This is a genomic window from Brucella pseudintermedia (assembly GCF_008932435.1).
In the GTDB taxonomy this organism is placed as follows: Bacteria; Pseudomonadota; Alphaproteobacteria; order Rhizobiales; family Rhizobiaceae; genus Brucella; species Brucella pseudintermedia.
Genome location: NZ_WBWE01000010.1, coordinates 1 through 25,519, shown reverse-complemented (window position 1 = coordinate 25,519; position 25,519 = coordinate 1). Strand labels below are relative to the sequence as shown.

Sequence of the window (25,519 nt, the reverse complement as noted above, 5' to 3'; positions counted from 1 at the left end):
TCGTCAGGACAATGGTTCTCGATTATAACTGCAAGGAATGGTTATTGACGGTCGCCGTCTTGTGCGACCTTTCCCGGAAAGGAAAGCATCATGACAATAGAAAAAGTAGCGATTGTGACGGCTGGCGGAAGCGGCATGGGCGCAGCCGCCGCACGCAGGCTGGCGCAAGACGGATTCAAGGTCGCAATCCTTTCATCCTCCGGCAAGGGTGAAGCACTGGCGCAGGAACTGGGCGGCATCGGCGTCACCGGCTCAAACCAGTCGAATGACGACCTGAAGCGCCTCGTGGACGCGGTTCTGGAAAAATGGGGCCGTATCGACGTGCTGGTCAACAGTGCTGGCCATGGTCCGCGCGCGCCGATCCTCGACATCACTGATGAAGACTGGCACAAGGGGATGGATACCTATTTCCTCAATGCGGTGCGCCCGTCCCGCCTTGTCGTGCCGACAATGCAGAAGCAGAAATCCGGCGTCATCATCAATATCTCGACCGCATGGGCCTTCGAGCCGAGCGCCATGTTCCCGACTTCGGCGGTGTTCCGCGCCGGGCTTGCCTCGTTCACCAAGATTTTCGCCGACACCTATGCCGCCGACAATATCCGCATGAACAATGTTCTTCCGGGCTGGATCGACAGCCTGCCCAAGGTGGAAGAGCGCCGCGCAAGCGTTCCGATGCAGCGCTATGGCAAGAGCGAGGAAATCGCCGCGACAATCGCCTTCCTCGCATCGGACGGCGCAGCCTATATCACCGGCCAGAACCTGCGCGTGGATGGCGGACTGACCCGGTCGGTTTGAGTGACATCGGGTACGGTCGACCGTCATACGGGCGGCGGCCGTTTTCGGCGGGCTTTCCGGTATTCTGGAAGATTCAGCCTGACGCCCTCGATTTCTTCCGCGCCTTTTTGGCCTGATTATGCGCGATGGCGGCCTGAACGAGCGCAATGAAGGCGCTTTCATCGATCGTTTCACCCTCGCTTATATCAATCGCCCGGCGCATATTACCTTCAAGGCTTGCATTGAAGATATGAGCCGGGTCGTCGAGCGCCGCGCCATGAGCGAAAGTCAGCTTCACGACCTTCTTGTAAGTCTCGCCGGTGCAGATGATGCCGTCATGCGACCAGACCGGGACACCGAGCCATTTCCACTCCTCCACCACGTCGGGATCAGCCTGCCTTATGAGCGCGCGCATTCTGGCAAGCGTCTGGCCGCGCCAGTCGCCGAGTTCGGCGATGCGCCCGTCAATAAGCTTCGAAGCATCGTCGTCGCCTGCCATGAAATTCCTCCCTCCAGACAAATTCGGCATTTTCTGTCCCTGACCCGCCCTCGCAAGCGAAAACCGGTTGGGAAGAAAGCGAGAAAATTAAAGCTTCACCGTACGGCCTGGTCAAGCCGCGCGTCGGAGCGGGCAAGCGCGTCCAGCGCCATGCCCATCGGCAGGGCGGGGGCGAACAGGAAGCCCTGCCCGCTGTTGCAGCCCAGTTGACACAGCATCTCGCGGTCCTCCTCCGTCTCGATGCCTTCGGCGGTTACCTTGACGCCGAGGGCGTCGCCCAATGCGACCATCGCCCGCACGATGTGCTGGTCGCCTTCCGACTCCGCGATGCCGCGCACGAACACCTGATCGATCTTGATCTTGTCGATGAGACCTTTTTTCAGCGAGGCAAAAGTCGCAAAGCCGGTGCCGAAATCGTCCAGCGCGATGGAAACGCCGGCATTCGACAGCGCGTCCAGACTGTCATTCATGCCGCGCTGGTCGAACGGCGCTTCTTCGGTAATCTCGATTTCCAGCATGGAAATCGGCAGATCGCGCCTTTCCATCTGGGACAGGATTTCATGCGGGATCCGGCCTCCGGCCATTTCGCGCGGCGACAGGTTCATGGCCACCGTCAGGTCGCTGCGCCCCCTTTCGGTCAGCTTGTCGATCATCTCGCAGCAATTGAAGAAGACGTTCTTTGTGAGCTGCCGCACCACGCCCACTTCACAGGCGACATCGATGATTTCCGGCGGTGCGATTGCGCCGTGCTGCGGATGGTCCCAGCGCAGCAACGCCTCGAAGCCCACCATGTTTCCGCTGGAAAGCTCCACCACCGGCTGGAAATAGGCCTGTATCTGCCCGGTCTCGATGGCGATGCGCAGATCACGCTCGATGCTCTGCTTGCGCTCCCATTCATGCTGGAGTCGCTTCTCGAAAAAGTAATATTCGTTGCGGCCGCGCTTCTTGGCCGCATAAAGCGCGAAATCGGCGCGCAGCAGCATTTCAACCGGGTCAAGACGCTCCAGCCGGCAGATGCCGACGCAGGCGCCGATCTCGACCGACAGGATACCCTCATAATGGGCGCTCAGGCTGCCGATGATGCGCGCCGCAACCAGCCCCGCCTCGATCTTCGCCGATGGTTCGGGATAGACAAGCACGAATTCGTCGCCGCCGATGCGCGCCAGCACGGAGCGCTCGGGTGAAATCTGCCGGATACGGCGCGCGATGGCGACCAGGAGATCGTCGCCCACCTTGTGTCCGTATGTGTCGTTGACGGATTTGAACCCGTCGAGGTCGATCAGCATGACGATGAACGGTCCGTCCGCGACAGGAAACAGCCGGATGGAGGTTTCCAGCCCGCGCCGGTTGAAGAGGCCGGTCAGCGGGTCCTCCTGCGACTTGAGCGCCATTTCGTCGGCCAGTTGCTTGGCCTCGTGTTTCAGCCTGCTTGTCTGGATGAAACGGTTCTGCCCCAGAAGCGCGCCCCGGGTCAGCCCGCACCAGAACAGCACCACAGAAACGGCGATCACGCCATGTTGCAGGTCGGCCTGCATGACCAGGCATACCACCGTCACCACAAGCGGCGGGGTGATGAAATTGATCGCAACCGAAGCATAGGACGAACCGTAGGTGACGGCGCCCGCGCAGATGCCAGCGAGGATGACGAGGTAGACCGGCGATTGCGGGTCCGTCAACCCGCTCGAAAACACGGCGACTCCGGACCAGAAAAAGCCGGACAGGGCGGCAAGAAGCTGGAACCGCCTGATCTGGCGCTGCAAGTCCGCGACGTCCCCGACCGGCGCCGCGCCGCGGTTATGGGCAATTGCCTCGAAGAGGCGCAGCGCATTGACGATATTGACCAGCGCGAACCAGACGATCGATTCCCAGAAATGCCCAGCGGCGCTCTGGACCAGCACAATGAGGCCCGAAAGAACCGTACTGATGGGCATCGAGAAGCGCGCGCCCTCGCGAATCTCCCCGAGCTGGTCCGCAAGTATCTTGTCGGCTATCGGACTGTCGTGGCTGCCATATGCCGACCTGACCAGTTGAAGCCAATATGCAGTTTTCGACCCCATCGATATGCAACCACCGGCCAGAGCACGTTCAGCGTTTTCCGATCAGGACGCCCCCTTGTCCCCGGCCGGAAAGGAATGCAGAAAACTTCCCCCAATTGCCAAGTATAACATGCACTTTATCTAAAATGCCAATGGTCCAGCCGATCAATCAGCTACTTTGGCGGATGGGGCATACCACCGGGGCATTTCCCGTCCCGCCGTTCTAAACGGGAGGGATTGATGGCCCGTTCTACTCGGTCGCGGGTTCTTCCGCCGTCAGCAGCAGCTTGTCGATGCGGCGTCCGTCAAGGTCGACGATCTCGAATACCCAACCGTTCTTGACGAAGGTTTCGCCCACATCCGGCAGATGCTTCAATTCCTCAAGCGCCAGCCCGGCCACGGTGTTGTATTCCGCCTCATCATCGATCTGGAAACGCAGGAACTCCGAGAACTCGTCAATGGGCATCCAGCCGGAGACGAGGTAGGAACCGTCCGCCCGGCGCACGATTGCCTTTTCCTCGACATGGTCCTCCTCCTGCATGGCGCCGATAATGGCCTCGATCACGTCGCCCGCGGTGATTACGCCTTCAAAATGGCCGTATTCGTCATAGACGAGCACCATATGCGTCGGGGTGCCGCGAATGGCTTCCACCACGTCCAGCGCATCGGAAAAATCCGACACGACGGGAACGTCGCGGACGATCTCGCGCAGATTGACGCTGCCCTTGGACGAGAGCTGGTTGAAGAAGTCGCGCACTTGCAGGACGCCGATCACCTCGTCGGAATCTTCGCCGCGCACCGGCAGCCGTGAACGGCTGGTGCCTTGCAGTTGCTCGCGGATTTCATCGAAACTGTCTTCTATATCGACCATTTCGACATCCATGCGCGGCGTCATCAACCCGCGCGCCGTGCGGTCCGCCAGGCGCATAACGCCCGCGATCATGCGGGATTCCTCGGTCTCGATCACGCCGGCGCTATGCGCTTCGGCAAGAACGGACTTGATCTCCTCATCGGTCACGCCGTCGCTCGACTTGCCGGACTGCCCGAGCAGCTTCAGCACCAGACGGCCCGACGTATCGAGAAGCCAGACGAGCGGCGCAGCCATTTTCGACAACAGCGTCATGGTCGGGGCGACGCGGCTTGCCACCGCCTCCGGTGCGCGCAGCGCAATCTGCTTCGGCACGAGTTCGCCGATAATCAGCGACAGATAGGTGATCACCACGACGACCGAGCCGACGCCCAGCGCATCCGCAAGCGCTGGCGATATGCCCTGCCCCAGAAGCCAGCCCGACAGGCGGGCGCCCAATGTCGCGCCGGAAAACGCGCCCGACAGAACGCCGACCAGCGTAATGCCGATCTGGACGGTAGACAGGAAACGGCCTGGATTATCGGCAAGCTCCATAGCCATGCGGGCGCCGCGGCTGCCCTTGTCGGCCATTACCCTCAGCCGTGCCGGTCGGGATGAAACCACTGCGAGTTCCGACATGGCCAGAACGCCATTGAGGATGGTCAACAGCACGACCGTAATTATTTCAAAATACAAAACTGCCCCTCAGGATCAGATAATCGGAATATAATGATAGAAAGGAAAGCCCCCTCTTTCCAGAGGCGGCCGCATAAAATACTACGGCCTTGCCTGAATTACAGTCATGATGCGCTTTCTTCCGGGCCCGTTTCCGGAATGCCGGCAAACGGAGAAAGCGGCGTCTGGTCAGGCCAATCACGGCTGGCGGCGGCAATTCGGGGCCGCACCCTGATATCCAAACGAGTTTTTTGCTAGCCCCGCAAAATTGGCTTGACCAGAAACCGAGTGCCTTCTACTTCTTCTGTCGATAGTTGACGAAAGTTTGCGCGAGGAGGAAGCGCGATGGGAGGATTAGCGTCAGCGCGCGCGGATGCTGCGCCTGTATTGCTGAAGCTGGATTCCGTTTCCAAGGAATTTCCGGGCGTCAAGGCCCTGTCGAACGTCAGCTTTGAATTGCGGGCGGGCGAGGTTCATGCCGTCTGCGGTGAAAATGGCGCGGGCAAATCGACCCTGATGAAGATCGTCAGCGGCGTCTATCAGCCCGATGGCGGGACGATCCAGTATCGCGGCCAGCCGGTCCGCTTCGGCTCCACGCTTGAATCGGAAGCCGCAGGCATCGCCATCATCCATCAGGAACTGAACCTCATTCCGCACTTGAGCGTTGCCGAAAACATCTATCTTGCGCGCGAGCCCAAACGCGGTTTCTTCGTTGACCGCCGCAAGCTGAAGGAAGACGCGCAGCGCTGCCTCGACCGGCTTGGCGTAAAGATCGACCCGTCGACGCAGGTCCTGAACCTTTCGGTCGCCCAGTGCCAGATGGTCGAGATCGCCAAGGCGCTGTCGCTCAATGCCTCCGTCCTCATCATGGACGAGCCGACCTCCTCCTTGACCGAACAGGAAGCGCAGCTTCTGTTCAGGGTCATCCGGGAACTGAAGGCGCAGGGCACCGGCATCGTCTATATCTCGCATCGCCTCGACGAAATGGCGGAGATTGTCGACCGCGTCACCATCTTGCGCGACGGGCGCTACGTCTGGACCAAGGATTTCCACGACGTCACCGTCGATGAAATCGTAGCCGGAATGGTCGGGCGCTCGCTGGACGAGAAATTTCCCGAACCGACGCGCAAGCCGACGGAAGAAGTGATGTTCTCCGTCGCCGGGCTGACGCGGGACGGTGTTTTCGAGAATATCGGCTTTGAACTGCGACGCGGAGAAATCCTCGGCTTTGCCGGGCTGATGGGCGCGGGACGGACCGAAGTGGCGCGCGCCATCTTCGGCGCCGATCCGCACGATGCGGGAACAATCGTGCTTGAGGGCGAAACGCTTTCCATCGCAAGCCCGCGCGACGCCATCGAGGCGGGCATTGCCTATCTGTCGGAAGACCGCAAGGCGCAGGGGCTCGCCGTCAAGATGCCTGTCGACGCCAATCTGACGCTGGCCAATATGGAAGCGGTCAGCAGTTCCTATGGCGTCATCGATTTCGAGCGCCACCGGCAGGCCAGTCAACGCTATGTCGATCTTCTCAACATCAAGACGCCGGGGCTGGCCCAGCCCGTCCGCCTCCTTTCGGGCGGCAACCAGCAGAAGATCATCATCGGCAAATGGCTGTTCCGCGAGCCGCGCATCATGTTCTTCGACGAGCCGACGCGCGGCATCGATGTGGGCGCGAAATTCGCGATCTACCAGATCATGGACGAATTGGCCGCAAGAGGCATCGGCATCGTGCTGATCAGCTCGGAACTGCCGGAAATTCTTGGACTTTCGGACCGCGTGGCGGTCTTTCACGAGGGACGCATCACCGCAGTCCTCGACACGGCTGCGACAACGCAGGAAGAAATCATGACCTATGCCTCCGGTCGGGGCCGGCAGGACAAATGAGGACGCAGTAATGGCCGAAATCACCACGGACAAGCCCCAGCAGACGGCAAAATCCAAAGGGCTCAGCGACCGCCAGAAGGATATCATCCAGAAGTTTGCGGCTGTTGGCAGCCTGATCATTCTGGCGGCGATCTTTTCCGTCACCAGCAGCGCTTTCATGACCGTCAACAATGCGATGACCATCGCCTTGCAGGTGACATCCATCGCGCTGCTCGGCATCGGCGCAACCTATGTCATTATCACCGGCGGCATCGATCTTTCGGTCGGCTCCGTGCTGGCGCTTGCGGGCGTGGTGGCCGCACTTGCGGTCAAGGAGCTGTCGCTGCCGATCCCGCTCGCCATGCTGCTCGGCATATTGACGGGATCGCTTTGCGGCCTCATCAACGGCTTCGTCATCACCAGGCTCAAGCTGCCGCCCTTCATCGCCACGCTTGGCATGATGCTGATCGCGCGCGGCGTCGCGCTCCAGATCACCGGCGCGCGCGCTGTTTCCGGCCTTGGCGAATCCTTCGGCGTGCTCGGCAACGGCTCGCTGTTCCGCATCGAGAGCATCGACGAGCAGGGCTTTCCGGTCGTCACTTTCCCCGGCATCCCCTACCCGGTGGTGCTGATGATCGTGATCGCGATTGCGGCCGCACTCGTCTTGAACCGCACGGTGCTTGGCCGCCACATCTATGCCATCGGCTCGAATGCGGAAGCCGCGCGGCTTTCCGGCGTCAATGTCGCCCGCGTGACGGCCTTCACCTATATCGTTTCCGGCACGCTGGCAGGTCTGACGGGCTGCGTTTTGATGTCCCGCCTCGTCACCGCGCAGCCCAATGAAGGCGTCGCCTATGAGCTTGACGCCATTGCGAGCGCGGTCATCGGCGGCACGTCGCTCATCGGCGGCGTCGGCACGATCTCGGGCACCTTCATCGGCTCGTTCGTCATCGGCATCCTGCGGAACGGCCTCAACATGAACGGCATTTCCGCTTTCACGCAGCAGATCATCATCGGCCTTGTCATTCTGGTCACCGTATGGATCGACCAGATGCGCAACCGCCGCTGACAGGGGAGACGGAATGCGGAGCATTCCGGCAAGGGTAGAGCCAAGAGCTCGATAACAGGAGGAAAACATGCGTAAACTGGTGTCTGCATTGATGGCTTCGGCCTTTGTGCTAGCAGGAGCGGCAGGCGCTTCGGCGGGCGAAATCGCCGTGATCGTGAAGACCGTGAATTCGACTTTCTGGCAGAATGTCCAGAAGGGCGCCGAAGCGGCGATCAAGGATTCCAAGGATCACACCATGACCTTCCAGGGTCCGGCGGCTGAATCGGCCATCGCCGATCAGGTGAACATGGTGGAAAATGCCGTCAACCGCAAAGTGGATGCGATCCTGCTCGCGCCTTCCGACCCGGACGCGCTGACGCCTGCCGTGAAGAAGGCATGGGAAGCCCGCATTCCGGTCGTCATCATCGACTCGCAGCTCGCCGATGGCGCCGACAAATATTACCAGTCCTTCCTCGCCACCGATAACCGCAAGGCTGGCGAAGCCGCGGCCAAGGCCCTGATCGACAAGGCAGGCACCACCGGCAAGATCGCCGTCATGTCCTATGTCGCGGGTGCAGGTTCCGAAATCGGCCGCGTCGGCGGCTTCGTGGATTATATCAAGGCCAATTCCAAGCTGGAAATCGTCGGCCCCTATTACTCGCAGTCGCAGATGGCGACCGCGCTCAACCAGACCACCGACGTTCTGGCGGCCAATGGCGATCTCGTCGGCATCTTTGGCGCCAATGAACCGACCGCCATCGGCATGGGCCGCGCGATCAAGCAGGCAGGCAAGTCCGGCAAGCTGACCGCCATCGGCTTCGACGGCAATCAGGATTTGCAGGAATTCGTCAAGGACGGCACGCTCAACGGCATTGTCGTCCAGGGCTCCTACCAGATGGGCGAAAAGGGCATCGAAACTCTGTTGAAGGTGCTGAACAAGGAAAAGGTCGAGAAATTCGTCGACACGGGTGCCGTTGTCGTCACCAAGGACAATATCGACCAGCCGGAAGCCAAGAACGTGCTTTATTAAGCCAAAAGCAGTCCAAAATGCATGAAAGGGAGGCGCAATGCCTCCCTTTCATCGCTTTGGCACATTATCCAACGCAAAACCGCTTCGCACTTTTGCCGGAAATGCTCTATCAACGGCCCTTCTTTTCGCGCCAGTTCTGGAACTTGCGCTCGGTTTCTTCCTTCGTGCAGGGATAGAGGCCGACAATAGTGGCGCCGTTCAGCACCTCTTCCAGCACGAAATCCTCATAGGTTTCCATGGCCGTGCATTCGGCGGCGATTTCATCGGCAAGATGCGCTGGAATGACCATGACGCCATCGGCATCGCCCACCAGCACATCGCCGGGAAACACCGCCGCATCGCCGCAGGCGACCGGCACGTTGATGTCCACCGCCTCATGCAGCGTCAGATTGGTCGGCGCGGACGGCTTGGCGCAATAGGCGGGCATGTCGAGTTCGCCAATCCCGCTCACATCGCGAAAGCCGCCGTCCGAGACGATGCCCGCAGCACCGCGCAGGGCGAGCCTCGTCACCAGGATCGACCCGGCGGTCGCCGCGCGCGCATCCTTGCGCGCATCCATCACCAGCACAAAACCGGGCGGGCAGGTTTCTATCGCGACGCGCTGCTTGTGGTCCGGATTGCGGAAAACCGTGATGGGATTGCGGTCCTCGCGCGCCGGGATATAGCGCAGCGTGAAGGCCTGACCGACCATGTTCTCCCGCTTGCGCGCCACCGGCAGCACGCCCTGGATGAACTGGTTGCGCAGGCCGCGCTTGTAAAGCGCGGTCGCGACGGAAGCCGTCGAAACCGCCTTCAGCTTCGCCCGCGTTTCATCGGAAAGCACGTATTCTGACATTGGCGCTGCCTCTCAAAAGATGACCGGTTCGTCGACAGGACGGCCGAAATCGGTTTTCAGGAAGTCGAAATCGCAGCCCTTGTCGGCCTGCTCGACATGCTTGGAAAAGACAAAGCCGTAGCCGCGCTCATATTTGGGCGGCGGGGACTGCCAGGCTGCGCGCCGCGCCGCCAGTTCCGCCTCCGAAACCAGCATGTTGAGGCTGCGCGCCGGAATATCGAGTTCCACCATGTCGCCGGTCTTCAAGAGGGCGAGCGGCCCGCCGATGAAGGATTCAGGCGCGGCATGCAGCACGCAAGCGCCGAAACTGGTTCCCGACATGCGCGCATCCGAAATGCGCACCATATCGCGCAGGCCAAGCTTAAGCAGCGCCTTCGGCATGGGGATCATCCCCCATTCCGGCATTCCCGGCCCGCCCTGCGGACCGGCATTGCGCAGCACCAGCACCGTGTCCGGCGTCATCGGATAGTCGGGGTCGTCGATGATTTTCTTGAGGTCCGGGTAGCTGTCGGCCACAAGCGCCGGTCCCTTGTGACGGTGAAAGCGCGGATCGCAGGCCGCAGGCTTTATCACCGCGCCGTCCGGGCAGAGATTGCCTTTCAGCACCGCGAGCGAACCCTCGTGATAGACCGGATTGGAAAGCGGACGGATCACGTCCTCATTCCAGATTTTGACATCCTCCAGACCGTCGGTGAGCGGCTTGCCGGTCACGGTTATCGCGGACGGATCGAGCTTGCCACCAAGCTGCTTCATCAATGCCCGCAGCCCGCCCGCATAATAGAAATCCTCCATCAGATAGGTGGTGCCGGAGGGCCGGATATTGGCGATGACCGGCGTCGTGCGGCCGATGCGGTCGAGATCGTCCAGCTCCAGCGGCACGCCAGCCCGTCGCGCCATGGCGATCAGATGAATGATGGCGTTTGTCGAGCATCCGGTCGCCATCGCGACCGTGACGGCATTGGTTATCGCGGCGGGCGTCATGATCTTTTCCGGCGTCAGGTCTTCCCAGACCATTTCCACGATGCGGCGACCGCATTGCGTGGACATGCGTTGGTGATTGGCGTCGGCAGCCGGGATGGACGACGCGCCGGGAAGCGTCAGGCCCATGGCTTCGGCAATCGCGGTCATGGTCGATGCGGTGCCCATGGTCATGCAATGGCCGTAGGATCGGGCGATGCCGCCCTCGATCCCCTGCCATTCCTCCTTCGAGATCGTGCCTGCGCGGCGTTCGTCCCAATATTTGAAGCCATCCGTGCCGGAGCCCAGATATTTACCGGCATAATTGCCGCGCAGCATCGGCCCCGCAGGCAGGAAGATGAACGGCAATCCCATGCTGACCGCGCCCATGACGAGGCCCGGCGTGGTCTTGTCGCAGCCGCCCATCAGCACCGCGCCGTCGATCGGATGCGAGCGCAAAAGCTCCTCGGTCTCCATCGCCAGCATGTTGCGGTAGAGCATGGTTGTCGGCTTCACGAAATTTTCCGACAGCGACAACGCAGGCAATTCCATCGGGAAGCCGCCCGCCTGCAAAATGCCGCGTTTGACCCATTCCACACGATCCTTGAAATGCATGTGGCAGGGCTGCGCCTCGGACCATGTGTTTATGACGGCGATAATCGGACGGCCTTCCCAGTCGACCGGATCGTATCCCATCTGCATGGTGCGCGAGCGATGGCCGAACGAACGTTGGTCATCGGGCAGCATCCAGCGCGCCGAACGCAGATCACCATAGGTTTTTCTGGTCATTTCATACCTTCCCGATCAAAGCACATCCCGAAGGCGCGGAGCGGCTTTCGGGAGAAATACAAATGTTTGAAAGCATCCGGGCGGTCATGTCACACGCCCCTCATCCGGTGCACCGCGGCACCGGCAACCGAAGCCCCGGCCAGAAGCACGCCGCCCGACAGGGGCGCAGCAATCAAGGCCGCTTCCGGCACCTGCCGGTGCGAGGTGATGGCCAGAAGCGTCAGGTCCGGTCCGCAAAAGCAGGGCATTGTCGGGGCCGGAACCGGCACCGGGAGTTTTTCCAGCAGATTGCCGTCACGGTCGAAGCGGTTCAGAACGCCCGCCGATACGCCCGCGCTCCAATAAGCGCCCTCGGCATCGCAGGCACCGCCATCCGGCCTGCCGGCCTGCTCATCGAGATCGCGGATGCGCTTGCGCCCGTTGATGCCGCCCGTTTCGGGATCGAAGTCGTAGCGGTCGATCCATGGCCCGCGTGAATCCGTGTGGAACATGGTTTTGCCGTCCGCCGTCCAGGCGAGGCCGTTTGAAATCCTGAAACCCTCGGCCTTCACGGATGCATCGCCATTTCCGGTCACCCGATAGAGCCGCGAGATAGTTTCCCGCTCGGGACGGCCATCCATGCTGCCGACCCAGAACGCACCATCGGGACCGACCTTGCCGTCATTGAGGCGAGAGGTGGCGGGCTCCTCAAAGGCAGACCATAGCGTTTCCCGATTGCCGGTTTCGGGATCGAACAGGATGACCTCGCGCGAAAGCGCCACGACAAGCCGCCCGCTTTCGGTCAATCCGAAGCTTGCCACCTTGCTTGCGAAAGACCATTCGCGAAGCGGACCCCGGTCAAGGTCGATTTCATATATGCGGCCCGCCTCGATATCGCAGGCAAAGAGTGTCTGCCTGCGGTCATCCCAGACCGGGCTTTCCATCAGTTGCCCGCGCATATCGGCTATGCAGCGAAACGGCCCCATCATCCAGCCTCCGTCTTTCTGCGGATGACGTCGGGGTGATCGAGCACGAAACCGGAGAGTTCCAGTCCAAGCCCCACGCCTTCAAACGGGTAGATCAGGCCGTTCTCGATGCGCGGCATCACCGTCACCAGATCGCGATACCAGGATGTGTAATAGGCGCGGACCGACTCCTGATAGATCGCATTCGGCGCATTGAGCGACAGGTGGATCGAGGCAGCAAACACCACCGGGCCGGTGCAGTCATGCGGCGCGATAGGGCGCTGGAATGCCTCGGCCATGGTGGCGATCTTCTTGGCTTCCGAAAGCCCGCCGCACCATGAAATGTCGAGCATCACATAGTCGGAAGCATCGGCGCGCAGCACATCGAGGAATTGCGCGCGCGTCGCCATGGTTTCGCTGGCGCAGACCGGAATGCCGGACTGTCGCGCATAGATGGCCAGCGCCTGCGGGTTCATCATCTTGATCGGATCTTCCGACCAGAATGGCCGGAAGGCTTTCAGCTCGCGCGCGATGGCCAGCGCCGATGTGAGATCCCACATGGAGTGGAACTCGACCATGATTTCCATCCGGTCGCCGACCGCATCGCGTATCTGGCGGAACGGTTGCAGCGCCTTGTCGAGATCACCCGCATGGATGAAGTTCCCGCCGGAAGCGACGGCAAACGGATCGAAGGGCCAGATTTTCATGGCCGTTATGCCTTCCGACAGGAGGCTTTCGGCAAGCGCGCCCGCATCCCTGTGAAAGGCAAGCTGGTCCTCGTAGGGGCCCTCCTTCGCCTCATCGGCATCGCCGATATAGCGGCGCGCGCCGCTCTTGTTATAGGTGTAACCGGCGCAGGTATTGTAGGTGCGGATCGACGGGCGCGACAGGCCGCCCAGCAACTGGTGGATCGGCTGGCCGGTCAGCTTGCCGAAAATATCCCAAAGCGCGATGTCGATGGCCGACGCTGCTCGGATTTCCACGCCTGAGGAACGAAAACCGACATAGGGCTCCAGAAGCAGCTTGGAGATACGGTCGATCTCCAGCGGGTTCTGGCCGAGGAGCAGCGGCGCAACATCGCTGTGAATATAGGCCGCAACCGCATTTGCCCCGCGGAAAGTCTCGCCAAGCCCGACGATACCTTCGTCGGTATGCACTTGCACCCACAAGATATTATTGAGGTGCGGAAGCTGCACCGTTTCAATAGCGGTGATTTTCATCCTGTTGCCTCAATGTGCGGACGGTTGACGGTTGCGTGCCACGATCTGCGTCGGATTGACGAAGCGCAGCGCCAGAAGCAGCCAGACCAGCGATGTGACCATGTAGATGACCGCCATGGCATCGATGGACTGCACGGAGCGGACCCCGGCGGCGAACACCGAATAATAGAGCGCGACCACCAGCGTCTGCGATGTCGGCCCGGCGGTGAGGAAGGTCAGTTCGAACATCGCCACCGTGCGCACCAGAACCAGAAGCATGGCCGCGAGGACGCCCGGCATCAGCATGGGCAGAAGCACATGGATGAAGAGCTTGAACGTGCCTGCGCCGAACACGCGCGCCGCAGCCTCCACCTTCGGGTCGATCTGCTCGATGAAGGGGATCATCACCAGAATGACGAAGGGGACCGTGGGTACGAGATTGGCAAGCACCACGCCCCAGAACGTGCCGCCCACGCCGAACTTGTAAAGCACGGTCGCCAGCGGAATGCCGAAGGTTATCGGCGGCACCAGAAGCGGCAGCAGGAAGATCAAAAGCACAAGCTTCTTGCCGGGAAAATCGCGGCGCGCCATGGCATAGGCCGCCGTCACGCCCAGAATGCCCGACAGGATGACCACGGCAAAGACGACCTGAAAGGTGACAAGCAGCACCTGATCAAGCTGGAATTCCGCCCATGCCGCCGCATACCACCGGGTGGTGAATGCGTCCGGCAACCAGGTGCCGAGCCAGCGCGTGCCGAAGCTCGAAACCACCACCGCCATGATGACCGCAAGGACATTGAGCACGAAGAAGCCGGTCACGAGCCAGACAACGGTGATCCAGAGCTTGGAAAGGATGGAAGTATCGCGGATCATGGCCTATCCCTTTCCGCCGGCGGTGGAACCGCGATAGAAGAGCGAACGCACGCCGAGAAGCGCGCCGACGACCAGCAGTTGGACCGCCGCCATGATCATCGCGATGGATGAGGCCATGGAGTCGTCATATTGCTCGAAAGCTGCCTGTGCCGCTGCAATGGAGATCACGCGCGTCGGTCCCGACGGCGCGCCAAGCAGCACGGCGGAGGGAAACACGGCGAAGGCCTGTACGAAGGTGAGGCAGGCCGCGACGACCAGGCCCGGCACCAGCAACGGCAGCATGACATGGCGGAAGCGCTGCCAGCTATTGGCGCCATGGGTGGCGGCGGCGCGCTCCAAAGCGGGGTCGATGCCGGTTATGTAGGAAAGCGTCAGCAGGAAGGTGAACGGAAACACCGTGATGACCAGCGATGCGAAGACGCCCCAGTAATTGTTGGTGAGCTTCAACGGGCTGTCGATGAGGCCGATGGTGATGAGCGTGCGGCTGAACCAGCCTTGCGGCCCCAGATAGTTCAGCAGGCCCTCCGCGATCAGGACGGTGCCGAGCGTCACCGGCAGGACGAGGATCGTGGTCAGCAGGCGCTGGCGGCGCATCAGGCGCACACGCATGGCAATGGGAACCGCGAAAAGAACGCTGATGATGGTGACGGGAACCGCCAGCCACAGCGTCGCGCCGATGGTCTTGTAGAGATAGGGATCGGAGAAGAACTTGCGGTAATTGGCCAGCGCCCCGCCCCCGTCGAGCGGGTTGAAGGACAGTACCAGCCCGTAAAGAAACGGATAGATGAACACGCCCACCACAAAAAGCAGCGCAGGCAGGATCAGAAGGGTGACGCCATCAAAGCCGCGATTGGCGAGGCGTTGCCGCAAGCCGGGTTTAAGCGGTGCGTCTGCATAGGTCTCCACTGCCATGGTTCAGCCCTCCGCCGGAAAGACCAGCGCGCGGCCCGCATCGATGCCCAGCACAATGCGGCTGCCGGGTTCCACCCCTTGCGGCCCGTGAAAGATCAGTTCCATCCCGGTTTCGGTGCGGGCGGTGCCGACATATTCACGCCCGCGATATTCGATGGTCTCGACGGTCGCCTGCAAGTCGTTGCGATGGCCCGAACCGGACATAACATCATCGCCACGGGCCATCAGCACGGCATCATCGCCCGGCCGAAGCTCGTCCATGGCGCGCCCGGCGAGTTCACTTCCCGCAACGGAAATGACCGCCTGCCCGTCCTCGACGCGCAGAACCTTGCCCGGCAAGGCATTGCGGAAGCCCATGAAAGCCGCAACGTCGCGATAGCGCGGCTCTTCGTAAAGCTCGTGCGGCTTGCCGACCTGCCGGATTTCGCCATCGCGCAGAACCACGATACGGTCGGCCAGCGACAGGGCCTCGTCCTGATCATGGGTCACATAAATCGTGGTCGAACCAAGCTGGTTATGGATGCGGCGGATTTCGGCGCGCATCTCAAGGCGCAGCTTGGCGTCGAGATTGGAAAGCGGCTCGTCCATGAGAACCACAGGCGGCTCGATGACGATGGCGCGGGCGATCGCCACGCGCTGCTGCTGTCCGCCGGAAAGCTGTCCGGGCAGTTTTTCTTCCTGGCCCTGCAGGCGCACCAGAGCCAGTGCGGCCCGCGCGCGCTTTTCGATCTCGCTCTTTGCCAGACCACGCATCTTGAGGCCGAAGCCGACATTCTGCAAAACGTTCATATGCGGAAACAGCGCATAGTTCTGGAAAACCATGCCGAAGCCGCGATCCTCGGGCTTCAACTGGTCCACACGCCGCTCGTCGATATAGATGCCGCCGCCCGTCGTGCCGAGAAGCCCGGCGATGCAGTTGAGAGCCGTCGATTTTCCGCAGCCGGAAGGCCCCAGAAGCGCGATGAACTCGCCCTTGCGGATCGTGAGGTTGATATCCCTCAGGGCAGCGAAAGTCCCGAATGAACGGCTCATGCGGTCGAGCCGGAGTTCTTGAAATGACATTGGCGCAAACACCATGATTTGTTTGACGAGCAAGAGCGTTTCCGGACGAGATGCGGCTCGCCCGGAAATTCCGCAGGCGGCCTCAGCCCCCGGCGACCTCTTCGTCCCAGCGGCGGAACGCAGCGACCAGCGCCTCCGGCTCAAGCGGCAGCTCGATCGGATTATTGGCGATCCAGTCGGCATATTCCGGACGGCCAAACTCGGCGATGATGTTCTGGCTTTCCTTCGGCGCCATTTCGATGGTGACGTCCTTCACCGCAGGCCCCGGATAGAAATAACCGGCATCATAGGAATAGGCCTGCTGGTCGGGCTTGAGCGCGAACTTGATGAACTCCATCAGCACCGCGACCTTTTCCTCCGGCACGCCCTTGGGGATCGCGAAATAATGCGCGTCGCAAACCCAGTGGAAGCCGTCGAGCTTGCTGACGCCCATTTCCTTCGGCACCACGCCGAGCGCGCGCGGATTGATGTCCCAGCCGGTTGTCGTCACCGTCATGTCGCGGGTGCCTTCGCCCAGTTCCTTCATGAGCGCGCCCGTGCCTGCCGGGTAATATTCGATATTCTTGTGCAGTTCCTTCAGATAGGCCCAGGTCTTGTCCCAGCCCTTGACCGGGTCTTTCGGGTCGCTGTCCTTCAGAAGATAGGGAAGCCCCATCAGGAAGGTGCGCCCCGGACCGGAATTGGCCGGGCGGGCATAGATGAACTTGTTCGGATTTTCCTTCGTCCAGGCGAGCAGTTCTTCAGCGGTCTTGGGCGGGGTCTTCACCTTGTCCGGATGATATTCAAGCAGGGGGCCGGATGGATAATAGGAAACGACGACGCCCTTGCCCTTCGACATTTCCTGCATACGCCATGCAGGTTCCAGATAGATATCCTGCAACTTGGGCAGGCCGTTGTCCGGCAGCGCGATGATGTCGGTCCAGATATCGTCGGCAAGCCCGGCGGAAAGCGCATCCGGCCCGACGATCACCATGTCGATGTCGATGCGGTTGGCGCGCTGCTGCGCCTTGATCTTGCCCGGCAGTTCCGGCGCAGGCGCCTTGTTGAAGGTGAAGCGCGACACAAGCGCTTTCTGCTCGGCTGCAAAATTATCGAAGATCGGCTGGGTCAGCGCCAGATTCCCCGCGGCATCGATGACATTAAGCGCCACCGGCGAGGACGGCAGTTTCGCCGACTGCGCCCAAACGCCCTTCGGCAGCATGATGCCCATGCCGGTCGCAATCCCGGCCCCCGCCATGAATGTGCGGCGTGAAATTCCCTTGTTCATGTTCTCCTCCACTTTCTGGTTATCCGGTGCGTCCCTCTTCTCCCTGTCAGGACGCCCGGGTTTCATTTGTCAGACAATGCCATCGGTCTCCCAGCCGGAGACGATCTTGCGAAGCGTCTCGCGATCATTCGTTTCAAGCTGCGGCAATCCGGGAAGCCGCACCTTGCCAACCTCAAATCCCTGGATTTGCAGTGCTTCCTTCACAACGGTCACATTGGCGCCGTTGCGGTATTTGGTGCGCATGGTCTCGAAATCGGCAATGCTTTCGACCACAGCCCTCGCTTTTGCGAAATCTCCCGCTTCCAGCGCATTCCACACGGCAAGCGAGCGCTTCGGCGCGACATTGACGAGGCCGGAGGTGAAACCACGCCCGCCGAGGGCGTAGAACGGCAAGGCCCAGCTTTCCGCCAGACCGCAGATCCAGGTCGCTTCCGTGCCCTTCGTCGCGCGGCAGCACTCGAAGAAGAGCATGGTGTTCTGCGACGCGAACTTGACGCCTGCGACCTTCGGATGGGTGGCAAGGCGCACCATTTCATCAAGCGGGATCAGGTCCGAGCGGATATAGGCGACGATGGGCAGGTCGACGGCTTCGGCAATGGCGATGAAGTAGTCCACCTGCGCATGGGGCGCGGCAAAGGGGTCGAGCGGATGGTGGATCATCACGCCATCAGCGCCCGCCTTGCCTGCCGCGCTCGCGACCCGGATCGCCTCGCGCACCGAACGCCCGGCTGCAGCGGTTACGGCAGCCTTTCCGTCAACCGCGGCAATGGCGATGGCCTGAAGCCGGATGACTTCATTCTCGGTGAGGCTGTAGAATTCGCCGGTATTGCCCCCGGTGACGATGTTATGAACACCTGCCTGCGCGATGCGCCCGACGATCCCGCCCGTCAGCCCGGCATCGATCTCGCCCCTTGCGTCATAGGCAGTCGCATGCACGCCCGAAATGCCGCGAAGCACCCGGCGGTAGCCCGCTAAATCCATCATTTCCTCCCAATGTACCGGTCAGAAGACCAGTTCGATATGCGTATCCCCCGCTTTCACGATATGCTCGCGCATCAGCCGCTCGGCCAGATCGCCGTTGCGCGCCGTAATTGCCTGCATGATCGCCTCATGCTCGTTGAACGACTGCCGCCGCACATCCTCGCGTGACAGGACAGTCACCCTTGCGGCGTGGTCATACATGCGCTGCGCATTCTGCAACCGGCGCAGATATTCGCAGCCCGATGCCTCATGAATGCCGTCATGAAACTTCTCGTTCAGTTCGATCAGCAGATCGACGCTGCCCGCCTCCACCGCCGCCCGCATTTCCTCGATCACGGCGCGAAGGAAACCGAACGCCTCCTCGCTGCCGTGCTTGGCCGCCTGCCGCGCAATGATGCTTTCCAGCGCGGCGCGGGCGAGCGTCATTTCCTCGGCCTGCCGCGCATTGAACGATACGAACGTGCCGCGCCGCGCCTCGGTCCTGACCAGCCCTTCCCCTTCCAGCTGGCGCAGCGCCTCTTTCAACGGGCTCGTGCTGATGCCCAGATCGGAAGCGAGTTGCCTCTCGTTCAGCTTCTCGCCAGACTTGATCCGGCCGGAAATGATCGCCTCCCGCAGATTGTCATGCACATGATCCCTGAGGCTCTTCACCTTGATCGGAGAAAGGGGGGAAACGTTATCACCCAAGGCAACACCTGTTTGTCATGAACTTGCACCTGATCCTGAAACAGAGAATCTGATATGTCAATATCTGATACATCAGATATCAAAGAGAGAATTGCTGATAGCCGGCAGACAGCAGAAAGACGGCGCGGCGGCTCGTCTTCCCCGCCAGAATTCAGAAATGCGTGATGGTTCCGGGCCTCTATTCCGCCGCGGAAGAATGCCCCTCATCGAGCCTGGCCTGCGCGACATGCAGGCGCCTGTAGCGCCCATCCTTCACGGCCAGAAGCGCGGCATGACTGCCCTGCTCCGCGATGCGCCCGCCCTCCACCACCAGAATGCGATCGGCGTTGACGATGGTTGCGAGGCGATGCGCGATCACCAGCGTCGTGCGGCCTTGCGAAAGTTCGGCGAGCGACTGCTGAATGGCGCGCTCGGTTTCGGTGTCGAGCGCGGACGTTGCTTCATCAAGGATCAGGATGGGCGGGTTTTTCAGGAAGATGCGCGCAATGGCCAAGCGCTGTTTCTGTCCGCCCGAAAGCTTCACGCCGCGCTCGCCGATCACCGTCTCAAAGCCATCCGGCAGGCTGGCAATGACGCCATCAAGCCGCGCGCGGCGCGCAGCGTCGACGATTTCCGCCTCGGTTGCATCCAGACGGCCATAGGCGATATTTTCCCGGATCGTCCCGGCGAACAGGAACACATCCTGACTGACGATGCCGATGTTGGAGCGCAGGGATTTCAGCGTCATGTCGCGAATGTCGATGCCATCGGCAAGTATCGCGCCCTTCGTCACATCATAGAAGCGCGGCAGCAGCGAGCAGATCGTCGTCTTGCCCGCACCGGACGGACCAACGAAGGCAATCGTTTCGCCCGCGCGAATGGAAATGTCGAGACCATCGACGATGGGGCGGTCCGCGCTATAGCCGAAACTCACATCGCGATATTCGATATCGCCGGTCAGGCGGGCAACTGTCTGCGCACCGGAGCGGTCCGCAATGTCCGGGCGCGTGTCGAGAAACTCCGTGTAACGCTGGAAACCGGCGATCCCCTTCGGATAGGTTTCGATGACCGAATTGATCTTTTCGATCGGACGGAAGAACACATTGACCAGCAGCAGGAAGCCGACAAACCCGCCGGCGGTCAGTTCGCCACGCACCACGAACCATGCGCCCGCCAGCATCACCACGACCTGCACGAAGCGCATCGACAGGTAGGAGAGCGACATGGACGCAGCCATGATCTTGTAGGCGGCGAGCTTGGTGGTCAGGTATTTGTCGTTGCTCTCGGCGAAAAGCCGTCGCTCGTGGTCTTCGTTCGTAAAGGCCTGAACGACGCGGATGCCGCCGACATTTTCCTCGATCCGCGCGTTGAAATCGCCGACGCGCCGGTAAAGCGCGTGCCATGTATTGGTCATGCGCCCGCCGTAACGGGTGGTGACATAGGCCGACAGCGGCACGATGACGGCGGTAATCAGCGCCAGCGGCGGATGCACCCACACCATGAGGATGAAGGCGCCGATCAGCGTCATCACCGCAATGAAGACGTCCTCGGGGCCGTGATGCGCCACCTCGCCTATTTCTTCCAGATCCTTGGTCAGCCGCGCCACCAGATGGCCGGTCTTCTGGTTGTCGAAGAAACCGAAGGAGAGCTTCTGCAAATGATCGAAGGCCTTGCGGCGCATCTCGGTCTCAATCTTGATGCCGAGCATATGCCCCCAATAGGTCACGATGACTTGCAGGAAGGCGTTGAGCACATAAATGGCAAGCAGGCCAACCGCAGCGAGGGCAATCACGCCGAGCTGACCGGTGGGCAGCAGCCTGTCGATGAAAAGCGTGACGGCGACCGGAAAGGCAAGCTCAAGCAGGCCGGATGCCACCGCGCTGGAAAAATCCAGCGCGAACAGCCCACGATGCGGACGGTAATATCCGGCAAAGCGTTTCAGCAATCCAGCCATGGCGCGGCTCCCTCGACAATAATCAAAGGGTGCCTAACTCATTCATCTCGCTATTAAAAGGGTAATTTGACGAGCTGGCTCAGGATTTGGATGCCTGCGCTGCCGCCCGGCCCATGATGCGGTCGTGGAACAGCATACCCAGAGCCATCATCGCGACAAAGAGCCAGACCTGCGGCAACCCCATGGATAGTGCGGACACAACGGGACCGGGGCAGAAGCCAGCGAGCCCCCAGCCCGCGCCGAAGATGGCGGAACCGGCAATCAGCCGCCTGTCGATATCCGTCCTTTCCGGGAGATGAAAAGACCGGTCGAGCACGGGCCGCGCCATGCGCCGCTGCAACATCACGCCGGGGATTGCCACCAGAAGAGCACCGCCCAGCACGAAGGCGAGGCTCGGGTCCCAATGGCCGCTTGCAATATTCAGGAAGCCCGTCACGCGGGAGGGATCGATCATGCCCGACAGCGACAGGCCGAAACCGAATATCGCACCGGCAAGCAAGGTCACGGAAAGGCGCGCAAATGCCGATTGTGTCACAGGAACGCTCCCGAAATGGTGGCAACCACAATGCCGGTTATGAGGAAAGTGAGAGTCGCCGCGATGGAGCGTCTGGAAAACCGCGCCATGCCGAGAATGCCGTGGCCTGACGTGCAGCCCGACCCCATGCGGGTGCCAATGCCGACCAGAAGCCCTGCCACGACAATGACGGGCCAAGACATGGCCAGCGTGACTGCGGGAAAAGAGCCATAGATTGCTGCATAAATGATCGGTCCCAGAACGAGGCCGACGACAAAGACCGCATTGGCCGGAACCTGCTGCCCGCCCAGAAGCCGCCCGACGATGCCGCTGATGCCAGCGATGCGCCCGTTCAGGACAAGAAGCAGGACTGCGGAAAGCCCAAGCAGCATTCCGCCTGCCAGCGATTGCAGATAGGTCGCTATCATGACCGGCCCTCCGGCGCACAGAAAATGCCATAGAGCGCCTCGATAAGCTGCGCGGCTCTCGCTTCCGTCAGCCGATAAAAAATCTGTTTCGCTTCGCGGCGGGTTTCGACCACGCCCGCCTCCCGCAACACGCCCAGTTGCTGCGACAGCGTCGGCTGATGGATGCCAAGCGCTTCCTCCAGCTCGCCGACCGAATATTCACCTTCTGCAAGGGTGCAGGCCAGCATCAGCCGCGCCGGGTGCGACAGCGTTTTCAGAAGTTCGGCGACCTCTGCCGCCCGCCCTTCCATTTCCGCGCGCGTCATCCTTTTTTCATCGGCGGGCGCGCGGCCCGAAATCGCTTCCATCTCGTCACCTCATAATCAATATACAATTGAATATAATATATAATGATTTTTGCAAGAGGAAGCCGGAACAATAATGCCGCCGCTCATTTCCGAACGGCGGCATCTTTGCTCAAACGCATTTCCGGACGCAAAACCGGTGCCCACTTTTGCTGGAAATGCTTTCTTTCCAACGCATTTCCGGACGCAAAACCGGTGCCCACTTTTGCTGGAAATGCTTTAATTTCCGAGAAGCGACTGGACTGCCGCCAGTTCCGTCTGGCGCAATTCGTGCCCGCCCGGATGCCAGACAAGTTCGACATCGGCTTTCTGGCGCTCGAAATAATGCGCCAGCGCTTCCGTCAGGTCCGGCGGACAGATGGGGTCCATCCGCCCGGCGGTCATGAGAATTTTCGCGCCCTCGAGCGCTGGATTGTCCTTCGGGCTGAACGGCACCAGCGGATGCAGAAGCGCTGCCTTATCAAAGACCTTGCCTTTCTCGATCAAAAGGTTCGCCATGATGTTGGCCCCGTTGGAATAGCCAAGCCCGATCACTTCCGACGGCCTGTGCTCGGCCACCAGCCCGGCGATGAAACCGGCCATCTTGTCGGTGGCGCGGGCAAGGTCTTCCATGTCGTAGACGCCCTCGCCCGTGCGGCGGAAGAAGCGTGCCGCGCCAAACTCCGACACGTCACCGCGCGGCGATACGATGGTCGCGTCCGGCAAAAGCTGTTCCGCCAGACCGAAAAACTGGTTCTCATCGCCGCCTGTGCCATGAAACACGATGAAAAGCGGCGCGCCTTCCGCACCGGCCTTCAGCCGGTGCTCATAGGTTTGAATGGTCATGTCCGTTTCCTCCCTGCGCCTCAGATCTTGTCGAGATGTTCTTCAAGATAGCTGCGCAGATGCTGGTGCTGTGCCGGGAGCTTCAATGCTTCGCCAAGATGCGCCGTGTCCTCGTCGCGGTCGAAACCGGGTTCGTTGGTCGCCACCTCGAACAATACGCCGCCCGGCGTGCGGAAATAGATCGCCCAGAAATAATCGCGGTCGATGACCGGCGTGACGTGATAACCCGTATCCATCAGCGCCTTGCGCACTTCCAGTTGCTTCTCGCGGTTTTCGACGGCAAATGCCACGTGATGCACCGAACCCGCACCCTGCTGGTTGCGGCCGACTGCCGGAAGGGTTTCAAGATCGATGACGCCAGCGCCATTGCCGTCCGGCATGATGAAGCGGGTGGTGCCGTCCTTCGCATCGAGCTTCTGATAGCCCATATAGTTCAGCAATTCGGCTGTGGCGCCCTCATCGCGAAGCCGCATCGAGACCGAATGAAAGCCGCGAATGGCGTTTTCAGGATCAATCCCGTCATGCGCCCACGGCGCGCGCGGATCATCCTTCACTTCGACCAGTGCGAAGCTGTCGCCATCCGGCCCGCGGAAGTGGATACGCTTTTCACCGAACGCCTCGTCCTCGGATTCAACCTTGACGGCAGACTGTTCAAAACGATCCTTCCAGAAACCGAGCGAGCCTTGCGGCACGGCAAAGACGGTCGTTCCCACCTCGCCCGTGCCGTCGCGACCGCGCGGTATGCCGGGGAACGGGAAATAGGTCATGACGGTGCCGGGCGTGCCGACTTCGTCGCCATAATAGAGGTGATAAACGCTGGGATCGTCGAAATTGACGGTCTTCTTGACGCGGCGCAGCCCGAGCACATCGGTAAAGAACCGGTTGTTGGAGCGCGCATCGGCGGCAAGCGAGGTGACGTGGTGGAGGCCCTTGATCTGATTAAGCATGGCGATCTCTCCTGTTGTGTTGCCGCCAATATAGCCATTGCTACAGGACTTAAAATATTGACGATGCTGCACAGATTGTATCCATTTCAGATACAGTTGAAGGCAAGAGGATTTCTGTCTGGACGTAGCGCCCCTTAAACGTTTAGCTACCGCTTATCTGACACGGAAAGGTTTCCCATGGCATCCGGCTTGTTCGCACTTCTCGATGATGTCGCGGCCATTGCGAAAATGGCGGCAGCTTCGCTCGACGATGTCGCGGGACAGACGGCAAAAGCCAGCGCCAAGGCGGCGGGCATCGTCATCGACGATACGGCCGTTACGCCGAAATATGTCGTGGGGCTGAAGCCGGAACGCGAATTGCCGGTCATCTGGAAAATCACCAAGGGATCGCTGCGCAACAAGCTTGTTTTCCTGCTGCCGCTGGCGCTCGTTCTGGGCTATTTCGCCCCGTCCTTCATCATGCCGCTCCTGATGATCGGCGGCGCCTATCTCTCGTTCGAAGGAACGGAAAAGCTGGTGGAGTTCTTCATTCCGCACAGGGAGGAGGAGCACGAGGAAACCAAAGGCGCCACAGCCGTCGAGATCGAGGAAACCACCGTCAACGGGGCGATCCGCACGGACTTCATCCTGTCGGCGGAAATCATGGCGCTGACGCTGGCCGGGCTGGCCCCGTCAAACATCTACACGCAGGCGGCTATCCTCGCCGCCGTTGCCATACTGATTACCTTTGCCGTTTATGGCGTTGTCGGCATCATCGTGAAGCTCGACGACATGGGCGTCTCGCTGGTGCGCAACAGCCATGGCGCTTTCGGCAGGCAGCTCGGCAAGGGACTGGTCGCGGGCATGCCCGTAATCCTGAAAGTCCTGAGCACTGTCGGCACCGTCGCCATGCTGTGGGTGGGCGGCAGCATCATCGTTCACGGACTGGATTCCATCGGCATCCACAGCGTGGAAGCCTTCATCCATTCCATCGTTTCGCATCTGCCGACTGAAGGCACCCGTTTTTCAGCGGCCTTCGAATGGATCGCAACCTCTTTCCTGCAAGCAGTGCTCGCCATTCTGATCGGCATTGTCCTCGTGATCGCGGTCAAGAGCTACCAGTCCCTGAAGGCCAGGGCCTGAAACCAAAAAGCAACGGTGTTAGGTGTCAAGCACCGTTGCGTTTGCGTCCCGGATTCTCGCGTTGAGGATAATGATCATTTTTCGCATGACGGCGACGAGTGCGACTTTGCTCGGCTTTCCCTTTTGCTTGA

The 25,519-nt window shown here is 60.8% G+C and carries 24 protein-coding genes and 1 pseudogene; 5 read left to right on the top strand and 20 right to left on the bottom strand.

Annotated elements, in window-relative coordinates; genetic code table 11:
* Window positions 1–90: 90 nt before the first annotated feature.
* Complete coding sequence (locus F9K78_RS13730; protein WP_121985188.1) at window positions 91–795, top strand: SDR family oxidoreductase; 705 nt, start codon at window positions 91–93, stop codon at window positions 793–795.
* A gap of 73 nt (window positions 796–868) precedes the next feature.
* Here F9K78_RS13730 and F9K78_RS13725 read toward each other — a convergent pair whose 3' ends face one another.
* The 3 genes from F9K78_RS13725 to F9K78_RS13715 all read right to left on the bottom strand — a co-directional run bounded on the left by F9K78_RS13725 (window position 869) and on the right by F9K78_RS13715 (window position 4,852).
* Entirely contained in the window at window positions 869–1,273 is a 405-nt protein-coding gene (locus F9K78_RS13725; protein WP_121983678.1) for a DUF1801 domain-containing protein, read from the bottom strand.
* Between the two features lie 95 nt (window positions 1,274–1,368).
* A complete protein-coding gene (locus tag F9K78_RS13720) occupies window positions 1,369–3,330 on the bottom strand; it encodes a putative bifunctional diguanylate cyclase/phosphodiesterase (RefSeq protein ID WP_151682238.1) in 1,962 nt (653 codons plus the stop codon).
* 229 nt (window positions 3,331–3,559) lie between these two features.
* A complete protein-coding gene (locus F9K78_RS13715; protein WP_121983676.1) occupies window positions 3,560–4,852 on the bottom strand; it encodes a hemolysin family protein in 1,293 nt (430 codons plus the stop codon).
* Between the two features lie 324 nt (window positions 4,853–5,176).
* Here F9K78_RS13715 and F9K78_RS13710 point away from each other — a divergent pair, with 324 nt between their 5' ends.
* The 3 genes from F9K78_RS13710 to F9K78_RS13700 all read left to right on the top strand — a co-directional run bounded on the left by F9K78_RS13710 (window position 5,177) and on the right by F9K78_RS13700 (window position 8,769).
* A complete protein-coding gene (locus tag F9K78_RS13710; protein ID WP_122066562.1) occupies window positions 5,177–6,712 on the top strand; it encodes a sugar ABC transporter ATP-binding protein in 1,536 nt (511 codons plus the stop codon).
* 10 nt (window positions 6,713–6,722) lie between these two features.
* Window positions 6,723–7,760, top strand: coding sequence for an ABC transporter permease (locus F9K78_RS13705; RefSeq protein ID WP_063620495.1), 1,038 nt, complete (start codon window positions 6,723–6,725; stop codon window positions 7,758–7,760).
* A 67-nt stretch (window positions 7,761–7,827) separates the two neighbouring features.
* The gene (locus F9K78_RS13700) at window positions 7,828–8,769 is read left to right on the top strand and encodes an ABC transporter substrate-binding protein (RefSeq protein WP_121985191.1); all 942 of its coding nucleotides are present in this window, start codon (window positions 7,828–7,830) and stop codon (window positions 8,767–8,769) included.
* Between the two features lie 109 nt (window positions 8,770–8,878).
* On the opposite strand, the gene F9K78_RS13695 is transcribed toward F9K78_RS13700, so the two are convergent.
* The 16 genes from F9K78_RS13695 to F9K78_RS13620 all read right to left on the bottom strand — a co-directional run bounded on the left by F9K78_RS13695 (window position 8,879) and on the right by F9K78_RS13620 (window position 24,266).
* A complete protein-coding gene (locus F9K78_RS13695) occupies window positions 8,879–9,604 on the bottom strand; it encodes a ribonuclease activity regulator RraA (protein ID WP_121985192.1) in 726 nt (241 codons plus the stop codon).
* A gap of 12 nt (window positions 9,605–9,616) precedes the next feature.
* Window positions 9,617–11,350: an L-arabinonate dehydratase gene (araD, locus tag F9K78_RS13690; RefSeq protein WP_121985193.1), complete on the bottom strand. Its 1,734-nt coding sequence runs from the start codon at window positions 11,348–11,350 to the stop codon at window positions 9,617–9,619.
* Window positions 11,351–11,439: 89 nt separating this feature from the next.
* Window positions 11,440–12,318, bottom strand: a complete 879-nt coding sequence (locus tag F9K78_RS13685) for an SMP-30/gluconolactonase/LRE family protein (protein ID WP_121985194.1) — start codon at window positions 12,316–12,318, stop codon at window positions 11,440–11,442.
* Complete coding sequence (locus F9K78_RS13680; RefSeq protein WP_121985195.1) at window positions 12,315–13,514, bottom strand: mandelate racemase/muconate lactonizing enzyme family protein; 1,200 nt, start codon at window positions 13,512–13,514, stop codon at window positions 12,315–12,317. Before F9K78_RS13680 ends, F9K78_RS13685 begins: the two co-directional genes overlap by 4 nt.
* A 9-nt stretch (window positions 13,515–13,523) precedes the next feature.
* Entirely contained in the window at window positions 13,524–14,366 is an 843-nt protein-coding gene (locus F9K78_RS13675; protein ID WP_121983669.1) for an ABC transporter permease, read from the bottom strand.
* Window positions 14,367–14,369: 3 nt separating this feature from the next.
* On the bottom strand, window positions 14,370–15,278 hold the full coding sequence (locus F9K78_RS13670) for an ABC transporter permease (protein ID WP_121983668.1): 909 nt from the start codon (window positions 15,276–15,278) through the stop codon (window positions 14,370–14,372).
* A gap of 3 nt (window positions 15,279–15,281) precedes the next feature.
* The gene (locus F9K78_RS13665; protein ID WP_376903710.1) at window positions 15,282–16,355 is read right to left on the bottom strand and encodes an ABC transporter ATP-binding protein; all 1,074 of its coding nucleotides are present in this window, start codon (window positions 16,353–16,355) and stop codon (window positions 15,282–15,284) included.
* 67 nt (window positions 16,356–16,422) lie between these two features.
* Complete coding sequence (locus F9K78_RS13660) at window positions 16,423–17,577, bottom strand: extracellular solute-binding protein (protein WP_235925432.1); 1,155 nt, start codon at window positions 17,575–17,577, stop codon at window positions 16,423–16,425.
* 99 nt (window positions 17,578–17,676) lie between these two features.
* The gene (locus F9K78_RS13655) at window positions 17,677–18,588 is read right to left on the bottom strand and encodes a dihydrodipicolinate synthase family protein (protein ID WP_121985197.1); all 912 of its coding nucleotides are present in this window, start codon (window positions 18,586–18,588) and stop codon (window positions 17,677–17,679) included.
* A 21-nt stretch (window positions 18,589–18,609) separates the two neighbouring features.
* Window positions 18,610–19,218, bottom strand: a complete 609-nt coding sequence (locus F9K78_RS13650; protein WP_121985198.1) for a GntR family transcriptional regulator — start codon at window positions 19,216–19,218, stop codon at window positions 18,610–18,612.
* 235 nt (window positions 19,219–19,453) lie between these two features.
* Complete coding sequence (locus F9K78_RS13645; RefSeq protein ID WP_121985199.1) at window positions 19,454–21,208, bottom strand: ABC transporter ATP-binding protein; 1,755 nt, start codon at window positions 21,206–21,208, stop codon at window positions 19,454–19,456.
* Between the two features lie 79 nt (window positions 21,209–21,287).
* Window positions 21,288–21,743, bottom strand: a complete 456-nt coding sequence (locus tag F9K78_RS13640; RefSeq protein WP_121985200.1) for a YeeE/YedE family protein — start codon at window positions 21,741–21,743, stop codon at window positions 21,288–21,290.
* Entirely contained in the window at window positions 21,740–22,150 is a 411-nt protein-coding gene (locus F9K78_RS13635) for a YeeE/YedE family protein (RefSeq protein ID WP_121985201.1), read from the bottom strand. Before F9K78_RS13635 ends, F9K78_RS13640 begins: the two co-directional genes overlap by 4 nt.
* Window positions 22,147–22,497, bottom strand: coding sequence for a sulfite-sensing transcriptional repressor BigR (bigR, locus tag F9K78_RS13630; RefSeq protein ID WP_121985202.1), 351 nt, complete (start codon window positions 22,495–22,497; stop codon window positions 22,147–22,149). The genes F9K78_RS13635 and bigR overlap by 4 nt, the downstream gene beginning before the upstream one ends.
* A gap of 216 nt (window positions 22,498–22,713) precedes the next feature.
* Window positions 22,714–23,319: an alpha/beta hydrolase gene (locus F9K78_RS13625; protein WP_121985203.1), complete on the bottom strand. Its 606-nt coding sequence runs from the start codon at window positions 23,317–23,319 to the stop codon at window positions 22,714–22,716.
* A gap of 20 nt (window positions 23,320–23,339) precedes the next feature.
* Window positions 23,340–24,266 (bottom strand): VOC family protein, encoded by a 927-nt coding sequence (locus tag F9K78_RS13620; protein WP_121983659.1) that lies wholly within the window; start codon window positions 24,264–24,266, stop codon window positions 23,340–23,342.
* 177 nt (window positions 24,267–24,443) lie between these two features.
* Between F9K78_RS13620 and F9K78_RS13615 the strand changes: the two genes are divergently transcribed.
* Complete coding sequence (locus F9K78_RS13615) at window positions 24,444–25,388, top strand: DUF808 domain-containing protein (protein WP_121983658.1); 945 nt, start codon at window positions 24,444–24,446, stop codon at window positions 25,386–25,388.
* An 18-nt stretch (window positions 25,389–25,406) separates the two neighbouring features.
* Here F9K78_RS13615 and F9K78_RS13610 read toward each other — a convergent pair.
* Window positions 25,407–25,519: pseudogene (locus tag F9K78_RS13610) on the bottom strand (IS110 family transposase); the annotation flags it as partial.